Consider the following 20797-nt stretch of genomic DNA (forward strand, 5'->3'; position numbering starts at 1 on the left):
TAGGCCTTAGGCTGTTGTTTTAGTGCTGGATGTTGATACATAGTGCGCTGCATTTTGTTTTGTAAAAACAAGTTTAGGAATAAACCAAGCAAGTAAAAATGCCATAGCCGGTAATAGCATTTGCATTAGTGCATAAACGGCGCTGACGCGTCTACTTGCACCACCGGCAAGGGCGACAGCTTCTGTGGTAATGGTGTTAATACGCCCGCCGCCACTGAGTAAAGTAGGTAAATATTGACTAAAGCTCACCGCTAAGCCAAGTGCGAAGGCAATCAGAATAGGCGCTAATAACTGCGGTAATTTTACCCGCAGAAATACCTTGCTAGGCGTGGCACCTAAGCTTGCTGCAAGATATGAAAAACGAGGATCTAAACGCCGGTAACTACTTGCTAATGATAAAAACACATAGGGCAGTACAAATAATAAGTGACCAAAAATAACGTTAAAGTAGGCATGATGGCTACCAACTTGCTCTTGCAACCAAACTAAGCCAAATAAAAACGCAATACTTGGGATAAGCATAGGTAAATAAATCAGTAAACTGGCAAAGTTTGATAAATTACGCGCGCGTAATTGCTCTGCTTCTAAGGTAAATAAGGTCAGAATAACAGCGATAAAAGTAGCAATAAACCCGATTGTAATTGTGTTGAGTAACGGTGTTTGCATGTGTTGTAAAGCATGCTGCCAATGCAGTAATACAAATTGTGATGGCCACGCATCAGGAAAACGCCAATAACCCGCAAATGACCATAAAATAAGCCCCATTAATGACAGCATAATCACAGTGAGCAAAATAACTGTTAATAGCTGAGTAAACCGCATAATAAGCTGCCCGGCATATTCGCGCCTGCCATTGATTAAGCTGTTATAGCTAAACCTTTTTATAAGCTTTTCCAGTAGCCACCAACTAAGCAGCAAGGTCATGGTCAACAGTAATTGCATAATTGCCCCCGCAGAGGCTTGAATACGCAAAGTTAAATCAACATCGTTAAACCATTGCATAATAGCCACTGCGAGAGTAGGAGGAGCATTAGGGCCAAGAATAAGTGGTATTTCAACACTGGCACTGGCATAGGCAAGCACAGCTAAAATAGGCAAACGCAAAAATGGGTATAGGTTAGGTAGCACAACTTTAAAAAATGCGGTCATAGGGCAATAGCCTAAACTCATGGCCACTTTATGCTGTGCGCGTAATTTTGCGCCCAAATCAGCTTGAGCGAGGGCTCCTAGTGCCATCAGTAACAAAAAAGGCAGCTCTTTTAAGGTTAACCCTAAAATCATGCTTATTGCCCACGGATCGTGTGGCAATAACCAATCAGCTGGGCTTTGCCACTGAGTAAGCCAAGGGGAGAACAATCGTGACATCATCCCCGATGGGGTGATCAAAAAGCTTATCGCAATGGCGGCAGCCGCATGGGGGATCACTAAAATAGGCCCCAACAAACGCTGGATCCGGTATAGCCAAGGGCTATTGAAGTAACAGGCTAAAATCAACACGGTGATCGTAAAAGCCAATAATGTACTTACCAAACTGCTAACGGCGCTTAACAGCAGCATAGTGCCAAATCCTGCTGTGTTAAATAACGAATAAAAACCACTCAGGGTGAAGGTGGTTTTATCCAGTGCAGGGATATAGCCAAACGCGGGTAATAACACACCAATTAACCCACCAACAACGGGGATCACCAATAGCGCCATTAATAGCGCAGGACTTAATTGTATGCTTTGAGTAAATAAATCACGCGGCTGTATCATTACTGCGCTCCATATCGGGCAAGCCATTGCTGTTCAATGACTTTTACCCAACTTGGGTGAGGCTCTGCAAGGGCTGGGCTATGATGATTTGGCGCTAAACTGCTCGGATGCGGATTTGATAATTGAAATTGTGCAGCTTGCTCAGGATGCAAAGTGGCTAGATCAAGTACGGTATTATCACCCCATATTTCAGGGTGTTGTTTTTTAGCTTGAGCGTTCACACTAAGCATAAAATTCGCAACTAACTTAGCACTGTCTGCATGAGCGGCATTGTAGGGAATAGCAACAAAGTGAATATTACTTAGGCTGCCATCACTCATGGCATAGCTGCGAATACTGGTAGGTAAATCAAAACGCGCTACCGCAGCGGGTACTTCAGGCGCTGAAAACGTCAGTGCTAAGCTCAGTTCAGTATCACCGACTAAACGCCGAAGAGCGGTACTGCTAGAGACAAAATATTGGCCCGCACGCCACAAATTAGGATGCAGTGCATCTAAAAACTGCCATAAATTAGGCAATAATAAAGCGGCACTTTGTTTACTGACAGGTTGATAAAGTAAAGACTGTTCTGCCTTGGGCGTGAGGCTAATTAACGCATACTTTAAAAAACTCACACCAATAAAGTCAGGCGGTCTTGGGTAAGTAAATCGGCCTTGATGTTGGGCGCTCCAACTGAGTAATTGGTTAATGGTTTTAGGTGGAGCGGTCATTGCTGCACTGTCGTAATAAAAAGTAAGTGCCGCTTGCCCCCAAGGTGACTCCATACCTTGCGTGGGTACCCCAAAATCTAAACTCACCGCTGGATTATGAGAGGGGTTGGTGAGGGCAAAGTTAGGCAGTTGATTTGCCCAATCAGGAGTGAGTAGGCCATGTTTTGCCATTGCCGCAAAGTTTGCGCCGTTGATCCATATCAGATCGACTTTACCATTACTGTGATTGCCTGCTGATCTCTCGGCTAAAACACGGCTCACAGCTTCACTGGTATCGGTGAGTTTTATATGGTGTAAATCAATATTGTATTGCTGTTTAACTTGTTGCGCAAGCCATTGAATATAAACATTTATTTGCGGATCGCCCCCCCAAGCATGAAAATAGACGCTGTGGTTTTGGCCGTTATCGAGCACGCTCTGCCACTGCTTTGCAGTGCTGTTAGATGAAAATACAAGGCTAAGCATCACACTAAATAGCAAGGCATAAAATTGCATACGCCTTGTTTGTAATAACAGGTAATTACTGGTTGTCATTCAATGCCCAGTTGTAATCTAAAAACTTAATTTTCATGGTGTTACTTTCAAGTTTAGCATGTTGGCTTGGCGTTAAGTTTAGCGCATCTGAGTATAATAAGGTAAATGCCGATAACGATTGTGCGCCACGAAAGTCTGTTGCAAAGTCTGTTTGATACCATTTAAAAATCGATGATAGGTAGAGGGTATTATCTTTTGCGTAATTGCGAGTTGTATCTGCCAAAAAACGCGTGGTTTGTTGTTCAAGTTGAGCGTCAAGTTTAGCCCCTGTATAGGCTTCCTCGCGTAGGGCTGGGCAGCCTATACTTGCGCAATTAACTGCAAAATGAATACGCGGTTCACGGTATTTATTATTACCACGAATAAGCGTGTGTTCAATATTATCTAAGCTGCGGGTTTCGCCTAATAATGACACAAACTCTTTGCTCCAAGGGGAGCTAAAAAAACTCCCTAAGTCTTTGATTGATTTAACCTGTGGGTATTCAGTTAAAATTAGTTCGACCGTCCATGCGTTGTATGCATTGATCAAAAAAGCCAGTTGCTTGAGGTTATTCCAGCTTGCAAACTGGGTTGCAGTAATGGCACTGAGTGACGCTAGGTAGCTTTTTAATTCGCTGTGTTGCTGCTTAATTGCGGCATAATCAACCACGGTGCTCGCACCGTGGTTGATTGGTTTAACATGCTCATTTAATAACTGTTGCCAAGGTTGATGTAACTCATCGTTCGCTTGTGTACTAAACGCTAAACAAAATAGCAGTAACATCATTAAATACTTCATTTAATTATCCTCGGCGCCAAGTATGGTATTTCTCTAGCCAATTAAGTACTGTTTGCGGTGCGTGGGCACGCTTCCACTCTCCTGCGGCGTATTTATTACCTTCAGCCCACGTTGGGTAACTGTGAATAGTGCCTAAAATTTTATTCAGTCCTAAACCATGTTTCATCGCCAGAACAAACTCAGCAATTAAATCTCCCGCGTGCTCAGAAACCACAGTAACACCGAGTATTTTGTCTTTGCCTTTTGGCGTAATCACTTTAATAAAGCCTTGGGTAGCGCTGTCGGTAATGGCGCGATCAAGCTCTTTAAATTCAAAGCGAGTAATTTCATAATCAATCCCTTGCTCAATTGCCTCTTGCTCGTTTATACCTACGCGAGCGACTTCAGGATCAATAAAGGTGGTCCACGGGATCACCCGATAATCCACTTTAAACTTCTTCAAATTACCAAATAAGCCATTTACGGCGGCGTACCACCCTTGATGCGCGGCAACATGCGTAAATTGATATGGGCCGACAATGTCACCGGCGGCAAAAATATTCGGGTAGAGGGTTTCTAGGTATTCATTGGTAACAATCGTACGATTGGTTTCGATACCTAACTCTTCAAGACCATAACCGCTCAAACGGGCGCTGCGGCCAACGGCACACAGTAGCTCGTCGTATTCAATTTCAAACTCTTGCTCTGCATGCTTAACTATAATGAATTTTTGCTCGCCGCGTTTTTCACAGCGTAATGCTTGATGATTGGTTAATACATTGACACCACTGGCTTTAAGGGCGTGAGTTGCAAATTCAGAGACTTCGCTATCTTCTTTGATCATCACCCGATCGGCCATTTCGATTTGTGTAACTGATGAACCGAGTCGTGCAAAACTTTGCGCAAGCTCAGAGCCAATTGGCCCACCGCCAAGCACCACCAGCTTTTTAGGCGCCTCATCAAGCTCGGCAAATTTGCTCCATAAGGTATCACTTGTTACATACCCAGCTTCTTCAATACCTGGCAGTGGTGGTACAAACGGGCGTGCGCCGGTGGCAATTACAATGGTACGGGCGGTCAAGGTTTGTGTGCCGCCATCGTTGAGTTTAATTTCCACCGTCCAAGGATCGGTAATTTTTGCATAGCCTTTGAGTACTTCTACGCCTAAATTAGTGTAACGTTCAACACTGTCGTGTGGGGCGATATCAGCAATCACTTGATGTACGCGGGCCATTACTTTTTTAAACGAAAACTGCGGCGCGCTGTTTTCTAAGCCATATTTGTCGGCGTGTTTGATCTGCTCGGCTATTTTGGCACTTTTAATAATTGCTTTACTGGGTACGCAGCCGTAGTTTAGGCAATCACCGCCCATTTCTCCAGCTTCAATTAAGGTAACCTTGGCTTTTACTGCTGCGGCAATATAACTGGTTACTAGGCCGCCAGCACCCCCACCGATGACTATCATGTTATGGTCAAATTGTTTTGGTTTTGTATAGTTTTTATAAACACGACGTTTTTTAATGGTATTAAGGATAGCTTTAGCAATAAGTGGGAATACGCCAAGTAATACAAATGATAAAATCAAATCAAACGATAAAATGTCCGATAAGCTATCGATTTGTGCTAATTGAGTCCCTGCATTTACAAATACAAAAGTACCAGCCAACATACCAATTTGACTTACCCAATAAAAAGTCCATGACTTAATTGCGGTGACACCCATTAATAAATTGATCAAAAAGAACGGAAATACCGGCACTAAACGAAGTGTGAAGAGATAAAAACCACCTTCTTTTTCAACGCCTGCATCAATTGCCGCTAAACGCTCAGGAAAGCGCTTTTTAATCGCATCACGTAATAAATAACGCGACACTAAAAAGGCTAAGGTGGCGCCAATGGTTGACGCGAATGAGGCAACTAGTAAGCCTTCAATTAAGCCAAATAAGGCACCCGCTGCCAAGGTTAAAATAGCGGCACCGGGTAATGAAAGGGCTGTTACCACCACATAAAGTAAAAAGAACCCGCCAATAACGAGTAAAGGTGATTGCGCTTTGTATTGGTTGAATTGATCCATTGAGCCTTTTAAACCATCAAGGGTTAATAGCTGATGTAAATCAAAATGAAAAAACAGCCCAATAGCGAGCAGTGCAGTAACTAATATTAGAATTTTTTTAAACATAATTTTCGCTCTTAAAAGCTGTGCTGAAAAGTCAGCTTGGCATTAATCGGTAACTCAGGAAATACTAAGGTAGAGCCAAAGTAGCCGCCTTCAAATACAGGGCGCCAGTTATCTTGGTTAGTGACATTATTAACATCTAAACGTAGTTTCGTCTGCGGGCTTATTTCATAGCTAGTATTAAGATTAATCGTATATTGATCGCGAATATTCACGGTGGCCAAGTAATCAAGCGGGTAGCTTTTTGTATAAATACCACCAACCCCAACTTGCCATTGTTCAGAGATAAACCAGCCACCGTTGAGGCTAAGCGATTGCTCAGGTATGCCTTGCACACGACGAGTTGACGGTGCAAAGGAGGCAAAGTTAGGTGCGCCAACACCTGTACCATTAATGATATCTGGGCGTGAATCGTCAAAGGCATCAGCCACTTGGCTAGAATCTTGGCTGCTAGCAGAGTTATCGTAACGGGCATCAATATAGCTGTAACCGGCACTTAACCAAAATGGTTGTGCATCATAAAAAGCTTGAGTCTCAAAACCTTGAGTGCGGATACCGGTATTACTGCCATCACGGTTTCGTAAGCTCCGACGTTGGTTAAATAACGCGCCATCTATATACCATGGGCTGTCATTTGGGCTGTACTTTAAACCGATTTCAGCAAGGGTATTATCGGTGGCAAAATTTTGTGCACTGATTTTATTATCACTGCCAAGCGTAGTGCCACCTGCCATGCTGTTTGAAGTAGCTTGATTATAACTAGCCGCTAAGTAACTGGTCAGTTCTTCAGCGAGTTTATAGTTAATACTTGCTTGGCCTGAATGCAAGGTTTCGTAAATATTATCACGGGCTGCAATTTGTCCTTGTGGTGCAATCGGATCGCCCGCGGTTACATCATAATAATCAAGGCGGTACCCAATGCTAGTGCGCAAACTGTTGCTCCATTGGCTGTCGTGTTGTATCGCAATGCCGGTTTGCCAACTAGTGGAATCAGTGGTGTCTGAAAGTGAGAAGTCTCCAATGCCATCATTATTTATATCGTATTGACCACCAGGGGATACATAAACGCCAGGACGCAGTTCAACGAGTCGTGCTTGCTGCTCAGCGGTTAAAGGAATGCGACGGTTTTCAAGTGGGCCAGTTAAATCAATCGGTAAGTCGGCTTCGGTGGTAAATTGGCTGTAGCCTTTTACTTCATTAAAGCGCACATCAAAGGCAAAAATACTACTTTGCTGGCTATTCCATTGATGGCTTACCTCTGTGCGGTTTTGCGCCGTATCTGCGCCATCTATAATTTCCACAAAACTGTTTTGTGCGATTTCATCACGTTGTAAGTGCTGAAAATAACTAATGTTTTTAAGCGTGGTTTGTGATGATAACTCACGCTTGTAGATGCTGTGTAGCAAATACGTGGTGGCTTCATTTTGATTTTCAGGATCCGTGAGTACGGTACTACGTGGGATCACAACCTGCCCTGTGGGTGAGACAATCGCACCAGCACCCGCAATGGTGCTGCCGTTAGCTTGCACACCTTGGCCTGTTATATAAAGTCCGTCATCGATCAGAGCTTGGGTAGGGCGGTTAATACCGGCGTTGTCGGTAAATTCGACTTGGTATAGTTCAAAGTTGATATCCCAGCTGCTTTTATCGTCGGGTAAAAAGCGCAGCGCAGCAAACAGGCTGTCACTTTTAAGGCCGGCATAATCATAAAAACTGCCGTTATCAACGTGCTCTGCACTGACTCTAAAACCGCTTTTTCCTTCAACAATGGGGGCGCTGTAATCAACTTGGGCACGGTATTGATCCCAGCGTCCGGCAGAAAGTAATACTTTGCCTTGTGCCGTTTGTGTATTGGCTGCTTTAGAGTGCAAGTTAACAAAACCGCCATTACGCTGGCTGCTACCAAATAATACCGGCGGTGCACCTTTTACTACATCTATTTGCTCTATTGCATTAAACGACAGCGGCACACCAAAGCCATTATTACCTGCTTGACGACGAGTTCCGTCTTGATACAGCTCACCTAATTGACCGCGCAGAGTAGGTAAGCTTGGCGCACCAAAACCACTGGCTGAATAGCTATTTGGGCTCACAGCTAACACATCTTGTAAAGTGGTGATATTAAGCTGTTCAATCATATCGCTGGTGATTGGAGTGACTGCTCGAGCAATATCAGCCAGTGCTAAATTATCACCAAACGGGCCATCAACAGATGTATTTTTTGGCGAAAAGCCTTGCTCATTTATGACCTGACTAGAGACTTCAATCACTTCGATAATTGAGCTGGTCGTTGGTTGAGAACTTTCTTGCGCCGCAAAGGCACATGGCAGTTGCAAAGTCATGGCGATGGATAAAGCTAAATAGGTGTATTTCAAATGTATTTACCGCTGTTAAATATCAGTTACGGGAATAAAGACCTTGGCTTTTAGAAATATATTTCAGTGTTTTTATTACTTTTTTAAATATTAATCACTTAATTAGCATAGCCGAATGCTGAAAATAAATAAGTTTGTGTGTAATAAAATGTGGCTTACACGGTCTTGTTAAACTCACTAATTGAAATGACAACTCTTGTTTAAGGAAATTTAATGTCTCAATCTTTCTCATCGGATCTAAAAAATCGTCTGCAGTGGTCACTTTTTTCATTACGCTTAGGCGTATTTGTAGTAATGCTGATGTGGACTTTAGATAAGTTTGTAAACCCAGGGCACAGCGCGCGAATTTTTGAGCACTTCTATGGGATCAGTGGCTCTACTGACATAGTTGCCTATATTCTAGGTGCATTGCAATTGATTTTAGTACTCGGTTTTATGGCTGGTATTAAAAAGCGTATTACTTATGGACTAATATTTTTGATGCATGGCGCGTCGACACTGTCATCATACGCGCAGTATCTGGATGGCTTTAATAACTTATTATTCTTCGCCGCATGGCCAATGTGGGCAGCTTGTTTTGCGTTATATATGCTACGTGATGAAGATACAAAGTTTACCGTAAAATCATAATTTAACTAAAAAAACAAAAAGCCCAGCGATGCTGGGCTTTTGTGTTTATAACAACTATGAATTAAAAACTATAGCTCATAGATACCCAGAAGCTACGTGCTTTTTGGGTGGTATTATAATCTGAGGTACATTCGTACTCTTCTTCAGATGCTGCAAGTAAGCAAGTGCGACTTGATAGATCATCATCTAGCAGATTATTGATACGTGCATTTAATGCTAAGCTTTCATTAATTTTATAGCTCGCAGCTAAATGGTATAAGTCATAAGCTTTGTAATACAGTTTTTGAGTTTCAGGGCCTTGTGGACCAGACACATTGGCTGTACCACGGTAACGATCACTGCGAATTTCAGAAATAAGTGAAATACTCAAATCATCTAATGGTTTCCATGCAAGGGTTAAGTTATACATATTTTTAGGTGTATTAACTAACGGTAGCCCTTCATCACGACCACTTTTTACTTCGCTGTCGGTGTAAGTAAAATTACCGCGTAGTGCTAGGGTATCAATAATTTGCCAATTAGCAGCAACTTCAACACCGCGAGTGACTGATTTATCAACATTAGCTGCTTGAGTAAATGTCGTGCTACCAATATCAGCCCAACCTGCACCAATTTCAACACATGGCTCATCACCGATGGCTATTTCACAGTTAGGTAAGTTGTCTTGGTTAATGATTTTGTCTTTAAAATCATTGTAAAACATAGTGATATTACCGCTAAAGTTATCATTACCATTAAAGTAAGCGGCCATTTCGTAGTTTACGCTGGTCTCAGGTTGTAAGTCGGGTGTGCCAACAAATGGTTTTGTGCCTTGACCACCAAAGCCAGTGATCCCTGAGAATAATTGGTTTGGCTCAGGTGTTTTATAACCTGTGCTGATACCGCCCTTAAACGTCCACTCATCAGCAGGTGAGTAAGCTAAGTAAGCACGCGGACTGACTTGTGAGCCAAAAATATTATGATGATCATATCGTGCGCCAAAAGTAGCCGTTAGATCCGATGTGATTTCCCAGTTATCTTCAGCAAATACAGCTGTTTGACGGTGATCTTGAGTCGTCCCTTCACGGAAGCCATCACCGTACATACCAAAAACCCCATCTTCCATTTCGGCATCAAAATACTGCGCGCCAATTACAAAATAGTGGTTATCTATGCTTGATTCAAACTTGGTATCAATAATTAAATTATCAAGTTTTAAAGTACGCAGTGGACGAGGTAAAAAAGTTTCATCTAACTGGGCGTATATTTCATCCGTTAAATCAGGCTTGTCGGTACCTTGATCTTGTACAGCCTGATCCCAAATAGCTTGAACACCTAAGCGCTCTTGTACTGTCAGTGGTAATGAGCGACCAAAGTTTTCGCTGCTGCTTTGAGTGATGCTGCTGGTGAGTGTACCCGCATCGTAGCGACCAACATGCGCCAATACAAATTGTTCACGTTCTACACGTTGATAAGGAGTATAGCCAACTCGTGGTTGCACAACTCCACCACTAATACGCCATAAACTCACAGGACTATCTAACGTACCAGTTTGACCTTCGGTGTTATCATAGCGTTGTTTAGCTATATCGTATTCAAACGTAATTTCGTTTTGATTATTGATCAGGTAGTTTACTGTTGCACCGGCATTCCAGTTACGTGCCGCGACAATTTTTTTATCACCAAAGCTACCGTCATCGACCCACATGCTGCCATCTGGTAATGGTAAACTTTCACTGTATGTTGGTTCACTTTCTTGACGGTCGTAAAAACTTCCACGAATACCGTAGGTTAAGCCTTGAACACCAGTTGGGCCAGTTAAGTACATATCAACTTTGTTATCATTACCGTATTGATCGTCGGTTTGAATATTACTGCTTACAGTAACGCTACCATGAGTAGTATCAAGGTTTTTACGGGTAATAATATTGATAACACCACCGATGGCATCAGCACCGTATAACGTTGACATTGGTCCACGTACCACTTCAATTCGCTCAATGGCTTCAAGTGGTGGCATGTACATAAATTGGCTATTACCAAAGTTGTTTGGACCAATATTACCTACATCACTTTGACGTCGACCATCAATAAGTACCAAAGTATAGTTAGCTGGTAAACCACGCATAGTAATACTGATGTTACCGTTTTTATCTTGTCCCGCACCGACATCAATACCTTCGATATCTCTAAGTGCATCAGCAAGGCTGGTGAATGGCTTATTTTGGAGATCTTCGCGAGATACAACCGAGACACTTGCAGGTGCATCAATTAATTTTTGCTCGTAACCTGATGCGGTCACAACCATAACTTCCATATTTTCAGCAGTATCATCATCAGCAATAAGGGCTGTAGAGGTTAATAATGTGCTGATCAGTGAGGCCAAATAAAGCGGGCGGGATTTCATTGTACTTCCTTCATGAAAAGAATAAAGATTATAAATCTAATTAGTAACCATGTTCGGCATGATAACAATTATCAGTTGCATGTTCAATTGTGTGAGTAAAATATTTACATTTAGTGAATAATATTCACTTTAAAGTCAGGTAGGGGAGTTGCTTGCTAAAATAGTGGTTGGTGATGATATAGGCAAAAATCTGGTGACGAGGATATTGGCTTTTTACTTAGTCATGAAAATGTTTAATGAGCAAAACACCGTAGACACGAATGTGTTATAGCGAGGGGACGCATCCCCCCTTGGACAATTTAATTCATCGCATTGTTATATTTTACTGCTAAACTCTGCTTTTGTTCTTCGCTTAGTGCTTTGCCTGCGAGTTGAAAGATTTCATGCTCTTCTTCAGCTAGATGGTGATGAACAAGATGATGAAGCTTTTTTGCCGTTACCAGCCATGCCGATGAACTCATATCGGTTTCTTCAAGTTGTTCAATTAACTCGTCAAGTTCATGATGTTCGGCGATACCATGGCGGGCTTTTTCATGGGTTAAGTCATCAAACATTAAAGGAGTATAAAAATAACGTTCTTCAAACTTGGCATGCTCTTCTAGTTCAAGTTTTAAGTTATCCATCAGCGATTGGCGATTGGGGGAATCTCCATGCGTTTCAATAAGCGCATCAACAAGCGAACGTTGTTTATCATGATCGTTACGCAGTGCTTCAAAAATATTCATAATTTGCCCTTTTTTAACTTATATACAATTAATAGAAGCAAGTGATAAGCCACAATTTAAAGCTCTGTTTTATAAGGTTATTTTATTTTTTCATTCCGAGTTATTAGTCGTGTAATGTAAAAATTACAGGTTAAAATGAAAAAGGCCAACACTGTGGTTGGCCTGTCAATAAATAAGATTAAGTATTACTTGTTTGCGTCTTTTACCGCTTTTAGTTTGGCTGCATGGTCAATTTCAAACGCTGGCATATCTTTGTTGCCATCAATTAAGTAATTATCCATCCAACGCATTAAGCGTAAGCTGTAATCGTATTGTGCAGCAACTTTACGGTTACCATGTCCTTCACCTGGGTAGTATACAAGACGTACATCTTTACCTTGCACTTTCATATAACGGTAAAGCTCCATTGATTGTGCAGGGTGTACGCGCGGGTCGTCTTTACCGTGCATGATCAGTAGCGGTGTTTTCGATTGACCAGCCCAGTAAATAGGGCTGCGCTCTAAATACCACTGCCATTTATCCCACGGGTATGAACGAGCGTGAACAAGGTTCATTTCATTGGAAATATCAGTCGTACCAAACTTAGAAAGTTGATTGGTCACGCCCACAAACATCACACTTGCTGCAAAGTGTTCTGTCAGCTTAGTCGCGCCCCACGCCGATGCATAACCACCGTATGAACCACCGGTAATACCAACACGTTTTGCATCCACTAAGCCCATTTCAACAAGGTGATCTTTAAAATCAACTAAATCGTCAAACTCTTTACCAGCATAATCGTTTTGGCCTAGTTTAGAATAATCTACCCCTTTACCGGTAGAGCCGCGGTAGTTAGGGTAAAACACAGCATAACCTCGTGCTGCACCCATTTGACCAGGGCGAGAATAGTTAGTTACCCAACCATCTTTATCATGGCTTTCAGGACCACCGTGCACAGACATGATCAATGGGTAACGTGTGCCTTTTTTGTAATCAAGCGGGTAGACAAGCACACCATCAATTTCCACACCATCACGGGCTTTAAGTGAGATAGTTTCTTGCTTTGCAAAACGTTTGTCACCCAACCATGTGTTTGAATCGGTTAAACGCTGAGCTTTAGTGCCACGGATAATGAACACTTCATTTGGGTGCACAGCAGTGTTGCCGCGCAGTGCTAAGGTTTTATCGGAATCTGAAATGCTCAGGTTTGAGGCAATGAATTCACCCTCGTTGATAATCTTTTTGTACTTGTTTGAACCAGTTTTAATGCTCGCGACAAAGCTGTGTGTGCCTACATTTGCAATAAAGTTTAACGTATTACGTTTATTAGACCATTCAAAATCAACTACATGACCCATAAAATTGGGTAACCAGTCGGTTACTTCACCGGTTTTAGTATCCGCTAAGAATAAGCGCCCAGTCGCTGGATCGTGTTTATCTTCAGCACCTAAGATTGCGATATAACGGCCATCATGAGAAAGCTCAGCACCATCAAGTTTACCTTCAGTGGCAAATGACATGGTTACTTGGTTGCTAGCAATATCGAATAAATGCCATTGTGATTTAGTGTATTTATCGTCTATCAGCGCTGTAGGCTGGGTTTTAACTAGCAACTTTTCGCCATTTGCAGCCCAGTTTACATCGCTGACATAATTAGCAACGTTTAGCGGTGTTGGGGTTAATGGCTTGTCGGCTTTGGCTAAATCAACAATAAACAGTTGTTTATCCTTTAAGCCAAGCTCATAGACTTCAGCCATAAAGCCGAGTTTTTTTAGCTCTTTCTCTGACTTATCAGCTGCTGGCATAGCTAAAATAGCCAGTTGTTTATTGTTAGGGCTTAACTGATAGCTTGAAATGGATGTGTCTTTTAGTGATAGCACTTTTTGTGCTTGACCACCATCGACCGGAATTTGGTATAAAGCGGTGAATTTGTCGTCTTTTAGCTTAGCTAAAAAGTAAATGTTTTTGCTGTCGTTTGACCATTGAATACTTTTGATACTTACAGAGCCTGTAATGAAAGGGCGCTCAACACCTTCGTCATCAACAACATAGAGTTCGCTATAATTAGTGCCATTTTCATCGACGTATAATTCACGGGGGACAGAGCGGGTAAATGCCACTGAATCACCATCAGGACTAATACTGGTTTGCAGCACAGATTGAATTTTCGGAATATCTTCAACAGTTAACGATGTGGCAGCAACTGCCAATGAACTTGAAAGTCCAATGGCTAGCGCTAAGCTAGTTTTTAGCATGGTTTTTCCTTCGCTTGTTTTAATTATCAGGACAGAATATATCAATGGCTCGTCAATGACGAAAATATGCGATTAACCACCAAAGACTATCGATTAATGGCTGTAACGAACACCAAAATAGAAACGACGACCATTTTGATAAATACCTGTTGGTGCGTATTCGTTACGCTCATACAGGTAGGTGATTTCATTGGTGAGATTAATTGCTTCGACTACAAAATCAAGCTTGCCAGAGAGCTTGAAAGTAATACTGCCGTCAAGTTGGCCAAAGTCATCCATCATGGTTTCACCAACGCCTGTGGCAAAATGAGTACGGTAGTTATACGCCAAACGCGAACTTAACCAGTCATTTTCGTAGTAACTGGCTAAATTTATTGTATGCTTTGAAGTGCCTGGCACATAATCTTCTCGCCCTGAGATACTGTCTGTGCGGTCGCCATCGACAAAGGTATAGTTAGTGATCAAACCAAAACCATAAATAAGTTCTTGTTGGTAGCCAATTTCTACGCCGCGAATTGTGCCGCCACTGCCATTGATTGGCCTGTCTATGGTCATATCAATACCTTCATGTTGTTCAATGGTGCGTTTAAATTCGACAAAGGATTCAACATCTTTGTTAAACAATGCAACCGAAAGCAACGCGGCATCGTCAAAGTACCATTCAACACTTAGATCAAACTGATTGGCACGGTAAGGATCTAAGTCAGGGTTGCCGCCTTGACCTTGCGCTTGGGTGACATTGTAATTAGTTGACGGCATTAAATGGTTATACTGAGGACGTGACATCACTCGCGCGGCGCTCACTCGGGCAATTAAGTCCTCACTTAAATCAAAACTGATATTGGCACTGGGTAAGATATCTATATAGTTTTTACTGTGTTGCTGCCACACAAAGTTTTCTTGCTGCTCAATTGGTGAGCCAATACGTTTATAAGCACCAGCATCTTGATTGGTATTAACAACGCGTACCCCTAAGTTAGCACGATAGTCATTACCATCGAGCATTAATTTAACATAACCTGCGATAGTACGCTCTTGAATATCAAAGCGGCTGGCTTTTTCTTCTTGTTGTACAAAATCGATAGTTTTAAAGTCATCTGAGAGTGCGTTGATATCGGCATAACTGTATTGTTTGAGAGTTTGTTGACTGCCTATGTTGGATAAAAAACCAGCTGGAAAAGTTGCGGGATAATCAGCAAGTGTCCAACCGAATTGTTGAGCAATACCGTCATAATCGCCATTGAGTGAGCGTAAACGAATAAAATCGCGTTGATGATCGCGGTACTTGCTACCTATTTTTATAGCACTGATGATTGAGTGATCAATTGCGCGTTCAAAGTCACCTTGTATATATAATTCTTGGTCGTTTGAATCTTGGCTGTCGTTACGCGCTTGCGTTAATTGCCAAGCTTGGGCATCAAGAGGCGACACATCATAGTTTGCGATTATATTTTTACGTTCAGTGGTATCAACGGTATAAGCTGTATTGGCTGAAAATTGTGAGGTGTGATCTTGTTTTGAACCGCCACCGCCTTTAGTAAAACCGATTTGGTATTGGTTTTGCCAAAGATGTGTTTGCTGACTGACAATTAAATGCACACTACTGGTGCTTATTTCGGACTCTCGCCAAATTGCTTCCATGGCGGTACTAAAGGGTAAATTCTGCTCGTTTTGCTCGGGGACTGTTGAATAGCGCGCAAAAGCAAGCGTATTATCAATGATCCTTGCATCGCTGATACGACCGCCTCGGGCAAATACACTACTAGGCTGCCATAAAAAGTTTTGGTTATTGTTATCGGCGTTCAAAACAGAATACAGCGTGTTAAGTTGGATATTCCAATCTAAACTAGGCTGGTACTCAAAGTTGGCGGTGGCACTGGTCAATATGCGCTGTTGCTGAAATATTGCTGAGCCACCACCACCGGGTGTCCAAATGTTTTTAATATCAGCCGTGCCAGCGTCGCTTGCAGATAAAGTGCCATCGCTATGTTGTTGAAAGCTTTGTTCATGCCAGCCCCACGACTCAAGTCCATCACGACGTAAAGAGCGTTGGTTGCGAGTAAAGGTTATCAAGGTACCGAAATCTTTACTGGGGTTAGTCCAGTTATAAAACAGAGCGAGCTGCGGATCAAATTCACCTGATAAATCATTGTATTGCACTTGTGCATTGGTAACAAACTGATTACTTTGCGTATGCAAAGGTCGTTGCGTTTTAATATTAACAGAGCCGCCTAAAGAGCCTTCATTATGATCTGCTTGCGGGGTTTTATAGACTTCCAAAGAGGATACGAGATCAGCGGGTAATAGTGTGTAATTAAAGCCACGATTAGGCTGGGTTGAGATCCACCAATCCGCAGAGGCAATTGCTTGACCATTTAAAAAAGTGCGATTTTGTTCGGGTGTTGTGCCGCGAACTCCCACTCGTTCACCTTCACCTTGAACACGCGAGAGTGAAATACCAGTGATACGTTGCAAGGCTTCCGCGACATTCTTATCAGGGAATTTACCGATATCTTGTGCGGTGATTGCCTCTATGATTGACTGACTATCACGCTTATCTCGTAGTGATTTGATAGCGCTGTCATGAAAGCCGCGAATTTGAATTGTTTCTAACTGATCTTGCTCTGCATTAAGGGGTTGATTAGCACGTACGTTAAGTGTGTTGAATGCGCTGACAATGAGCGCTATGTTAACAAGTTTTTTTATTTTTATTGTCATACTAAACCCAACTTGAACAACATGAGAAAAACTAGCAGTGATAACTACCTATAAAATAAGAATACACCAAGGGACTATGCTACTATGTACCGTATTTGTATATAGTACGCTTTCTTGACTGATTTAACCATAGATTAACGTGTGTAAAATTAACCGATGCCAACAACCGAACTAAAACAGTTACTCCTCAACGATGTACTCGTTGATTTTGTTGCCCTAAAAGTAAAGGTCGCAGGGCGTTGGCGTGCAATCGAAGCAAAGCAGTTAGTGTTATTAAAGTTGTTACTAGAGCACCAAGGCAGCGCAGTATCGCGCGATATAATTATGGACACGCTTTGGCCTAATGTTGTAGTGAGCGATAACTCAGTGAGTCAGCTGGTAACTCAACTTAGAAAAAGTCTGCAGGATGATAAAAATACTGCAACGTTTATTCGCACAGTTCCGCGTGTCGGTTATCAGCTTATTGCCAACGTTAGTGATGCACCGACTTTATTAGATAAAGTGACTCCAGTCACCCCGCGTACTTCGGCTTTATTTCTTACGCTGGGGTTAGTGCTAGGAGCTATTGTTACACTTGCTAGTCAGTTCTTACTTGCTCCAAAAGCACCCAGTTTGAATTATGAGTATCAATCACGGATCACGTCAGCACCTGGTGCTGAAGTCTTTTTACGTTATTCCCCTAATGGCCGTTATTTAGCGTTTAGCCAATCTAATGATCAACAAAGCCAATTTGATTTAGCTGTTTATGATCAACAAAGTAAGACTGTCCACAGTATTAAAAACTCAGGTTATTCAGAAGAGGCTCCGGTGTGGTCGCCAGATGGAAAGTGGCTGGCTTATTTTAGGTATGATCCATTAAGTTGCGACATTCGAGTTATTCCTGTCTCTAATGCTATTGAAACATGGCGTTTAAGCCCTGAGTTTAAACTCACTCGTTGCCAGCAGCGCCATGGGCCGACTAAATTACATTGGGTCGACGACAACACTATTTACACGACACATTGGCAAGATGAGCAGCCTCGATTAGTCAAATATACCTTGGCATTTTCACCTGCGCCTACCTTATTAGAGCAGCAGATTGTAGGAGATTTTAAGCCACTGACGTTTGATATCAATGAACAGCAAAAAATGCTGATCCTCGAAAAAGATCAAGGCTGGTTTAGTGTCAGTGAAGTGGATTTAACACAATCACTGAAGCGCACTGAAATAAAGCGCAGTCGGCACAGCCATGCGCCATTATTATTTGACAGTGAGCAGGGCTATTATTGGCTCGGTGATGATGCATTACGCCGTTATGATTATCAAGGTAATGAACAGTTAGTTCACCAACCTTTGGGGTTTGTCGCAGACTTAGCTGTGAATTTGCGAACCGGCGATATTGCGCATGCCCAAGGACAAGCACGAGTTAATTTGTATCAAATAGAACTCGATTTAAGTAAAGATGCTCCGAGTATTCAAAATACTATGCAATTATCGTCGTCTGCGCGCATGGACATTTTGCCCGCTGTATCTGCTGACGGACAACAAACGGCATTTATTTCTTTGCAGCGCAGAGGGATCACAGGCTTTACCCATATCGAGGTGTGGTTAAAACATAAACAACGCAAAACCGCAAACCTAATAGCTACCTTACCCAGTGATATTATCCCTAAATACCTGCTTTTCTCACCGAATGGCGATAATGTGTTATTGGCGGATGAACAACAAAATATCTATTTGATCAATACTTTTTCACGGCGATTAGTTCCTATTATTTCTGGTTTTGAGCAATTAAATGGTGTGCATTGGTCAGCAGATAGCCACAGTATTTACTACCAAGTTAGAAATGAGCAAAGTGCAAATGAGCAGTTGCAATGGCAGGACTGGCGTTATGATATTCAACTGACAAGCAACACCTTAGTAAAGGATAACGTTGCGTTTGAAAGCCTTGATGATGAGCACCCACTTTGGCAGCTTAATAACTCGTATTTAGAGCATGAAATGCAGGTGCGTAACTATTTATCCGCGGCGTTGGAGCAGCAACTTCCGCTAGCACAGCTGTTACCCTCTCTTGAGTTGTTCAAACCTGCGGTATTTAAACACGGCATTTACTATGTATTACGCCAAGGGCACCAGTTATCACTGTACTGTTATTTAACTGAGCAAAAACGTAATGTGTTTATAAAAGAATTGGGGGTGTATGGTTTTGATATCGATATTAACCTAAATATTAGTAGCTCGGTGGATGGGCGCCAAGTGGTGTTTAGTCAAGTGGATGGTATTGAAACAGATATTCTATTGCATAAAGCTATTAAGGCAGTGTCGCGATAAACTGCTTTATATTGCTTTGATCCCAATTACGATTTCGAGCTTCTTCAAGGGCACTAGCAGCTAGCTTTTGAGCTGCCAGTGGTTTATTACTGACGGCTTGAATTTTCGCTTTAAGTAATAACAATTGTGGGTGTTCACTATCAACAGCTAGTGCTGCGTTTAAGGCCTCGTTGATTTGTTGCGGTGGCTTTTTTAATTCAAAGAGTAATAAAGCAAGTTCACGTTTAGCACTGAATAATCCTTGCGCCGCTGCAGCTTTTAGCCAGGTTAAAGCTTTATTAGGTGCATAATCAACATATTGACTGTTTAACAGTTCTTGCCCCAATCGGTACTGTGCATTAGCAAAACCACTTTGAGCGGCAAGTAAAATCCAATTTAAGCCTTTTTCGCGATCTACTTTACCATATTCACCACGTAACATATTCGCACCAATGCGGTATTGCGAATTGGCATAGCCGTTAACAGCCGAGCGCAGTAATAATTCACTATTGGCGTTGGCTTGTTGCCAGTGGTATTTTAATAATCGACTGGCGTTGTATTCCTCTGAACTTAACCAATTAGCAATGTAATACTGTACTAAGGCATTTCCTTGCTCTGCGGCATCAATTAAATCAGAAATTTTCTCATTATACTCACGCTGTTGGCTTTTAAAGCTTTGTTCATATTGTTTCCCCTTAAACGTGGTGAAGTGATACAACAAAGAACGATTATAGTAGGGCAAGGTTTTGCTATCGCCTTGATATTGCCATCGTTTTACTGCATTAATAATGGCCTGATCAAAGGTTTTTTTTGGGTAGGAGTCAATTAAGGAGATATCGGTTACAGCACCGCTTTTATCTATATCAAACTCAAGCCATACCCAGCCTTCGATACCATTTTGATACGCGTGCTCTGGGTATTTGGGTTCTACAGTGTAGCTGCGCTGTGGGCTTGCATGTGGGGCGGGGCTGGCGTTTAACTCAGGCCGTAATTGTTGATCGTACCATTGAAAGCTAAGTTGCTTTAATAAGGCATTATATGCGTCGTCAAGGGGTTGTTTATTATTACTTTGTCTTGCAATAAGCATCGCTGTATCGCGCGCATCGAGTAGCCCAAAATCTGCTGCTAAGCTAAACCAGGCATAAGCTTGCGCTTTGTTTTTTTCAACACCTTGGCCGTGCAAATTCATTACAGCGATATTATAAATTGCGTCGGCATTACCTAAATACGCTAACTTTTGAAATTCGTGTTGTGCTTCTTTGAAGTTTCCTTGATGGTAGTCAAGGGTCGCACTCAGTAAGTCAGCACGAATATCGGACATAAACAGCAGACACAGCAATCCAAATAAGAATTTGTAGCGACAAAGTCCTGCTGTGTGTTGAGTGTGTTTAATAACTGTGTGTGCTGACACCTAGTATGCTTCGCCAATGTTGTTCGTGTAACGTTTTTACCTATTGATTGTACTTGTTTTGTTTATTATTACTAGCGCGAACTTATCAAGTATTTAA

At 42.1% G+C, this 20797-nt stretch carries 12 protein-coding genes; 2 read left to right on the plus strand and 10 right to left on the minus strand.

The window, feature by feature from the left end; genetic code table 11:
• Positions 1 to 6: 6 nt before the first annotated feature.
• Genes CWB85_RS12870 through CWB85_RS12890 form a run of 5 tightly spaced genes read right to left on the minus strand, consistent with a single transcriptional unit; the run spans position 7 to position 8307 of the window.
• Complete coding sequence (locus tag CWB85_RS12870) at positions 7 to 1755, minus strand: ABC transporter permease (RefSeq protein WP_138555103.1); 1749 nt, start codon at positions 1753 to 1755, stop codon at positions 7 to 9.
• Positions 1755 to 2999: an ABC transporter substrate-binding protein gene (locus CWB85_RS12875; RefSeq protein WP_171039017.1), complete on the minus strand. Its 1245-nt coding sequence runs from the start codon at positions 2997 to 2999 to the stop codon at positions 1755 to 1757. The genes CWB85_RS12870 and CWB85_RS12875 overlap by 1 nt, the downstream gene beginning before the upstream one ends.
• Positions 2986 to 3762: a DUF547 domain-containing protein gene (locus CWB85_RS12880; RefSeq protein WP_502705316.1), complete on the minus strand. Its 777-nt coding sequence runs from the start codon at positions 3760 to 3762 to the stop codon at positions 2986 to 2988. Before CWB85_RS12880 ends, CWB85_RS12875 begins: the two co-directional genes overlap by 14 nt.
• Positions 3763 to 3781: 19 nt before the next feature.
• A complete protein-coding gene (locus CWB85_RS12885; RefSeq protein ID WP_138555105.1) occupies positions 3782 to 5935 on the minus strand; it encodes a dihydrolipoyl dehydrogenase family protein in 2154 nt (717 codons plus the stop codon).
• 11 nt (positions 5936 to 5946) lie between these two features.
• Complete coding sequence (locus CWB85_RS12890) at positions 5947 to 8307, minus strand: TonB-dependent receptor (protein WP_138555106.1); 2361 nt, start codon at positions 8305 to 8307, stop codon at positions 5947 to 5949.
• A gap of 213 nt (positions 8308 to 8520) precedes the next feature.
• Here CWB85_RS12890 and CWB85_RS12895 point away from each other — a divergent pair, with 213 nt between their 5' ends.
• Positions 8521 to 8937: a hypothetical protein gene (locus CWB85_RS12895; RefSeq protein ID WP_016706939.1), complete on the plus strand. Its 417-nt coding sequence runs from the start codon at positions 8521 to 8523 to the stop codon at positions 8935 to 8937.
• A 61-nt stretch (positions 8938 to 8998) separates the two neighbouring features.
• Here the strand turns inward: CWB85_RS12895 and CWB85_RS12900 are convergent, their stop codons facing one another.
• The 4 genes from CWB85_RS12900 to CWB85_RS12915 form a co-directional block, all read right to left on the minus strand.
• Positions 8999 to 11323: a TonB-dependent receptor domain-containing protein gene (locus CWB85_RS12900; RefSeq protein ID WP_016706938.1), complete on the minus strand. Its 2325-nt coding sequence runs from the start codon at positions 11321 to 11323 to the stop codon at positions 8999 to 9001.
• A 299-nt stretch (positions 11324 to 11622) separates the two neighbouring features.
• Positions 11623 to 12048, minus strand: coding sequence for a hemerythrin domain-containing protein (locus CWB85_RS12905; protein WP_016706936.1), 426 nt, complete (start codon positions 12046 to 12048; stop codon positions 11623 to 11625).
• A gap of 185 nt (positions 12049 to 12233) precedes the next feature.
• Complete coding sequence (locus CWB85_RS12910; protein ID WP_138555107.1) at positions 12234 to 14282, minus strand: S9 family peptidase; 2049 nt, start codon at positions 14280 to 14282, stop codon at positions 12234 to 12236.
• 93 nt (positions 14283 to 14375) lie between these two features.
• Positions 14376 to 17000 (minus strand): TonB-dependent receptor, encoded by a 2625-nt coding sequence (locus tag CWB85_RS12915; RefSeq protein ID WP_138555108.1) that lies wholly within the window; start codon positions 16998 to 17000, stop codon positions 14376 to 14378.
• Between the two features lie 156 nt (positions 17001 to 17156).
• Between CWB85_RS12915 and CWB85_RS12920 the strand changes: the two genes are divergently transcribed.
• Entirely contained in the window at positions 17157 to 19310 is a 2154-nt protein-coding gene (locus CWB85_RS12920; RefSeq protein WP_016706933.1) for a winged helix-turn-helix domain-containing protein, read from the plus strand.
• Here CWB85_RS12920 and CWB85_RS12925 read toward each other — a convergent pair.
• Positions 19291 to 20700, minus strand: coding sequence for a TonB family protein (locus tag CWB85_RS12925; protein ID WP_249314863.1), 1410 nt, complete (start codon positions 20698 to 20700; stop codon positions 19291 to 19293). The genes CWB85_RS12920 and CWB85_RS12925 overlap by 20 nt on opposite strands.
• Positions 20701 to 20797 lie beyond the last annotated feature (97 nt).

Origin of the sequence: Pseudoalteromonas sp. S1727 (genome assembly GCF_005886375.1) — a bacterium.
Taxonomy (GTDB): domain Bacteria; phylum Pseudomonadota; class Gammaproteobacteria; order Enterobacterales; family Alteromonadaceae; genus Pseudoalteromonas; species Pseudoalteromonas haloplanktis.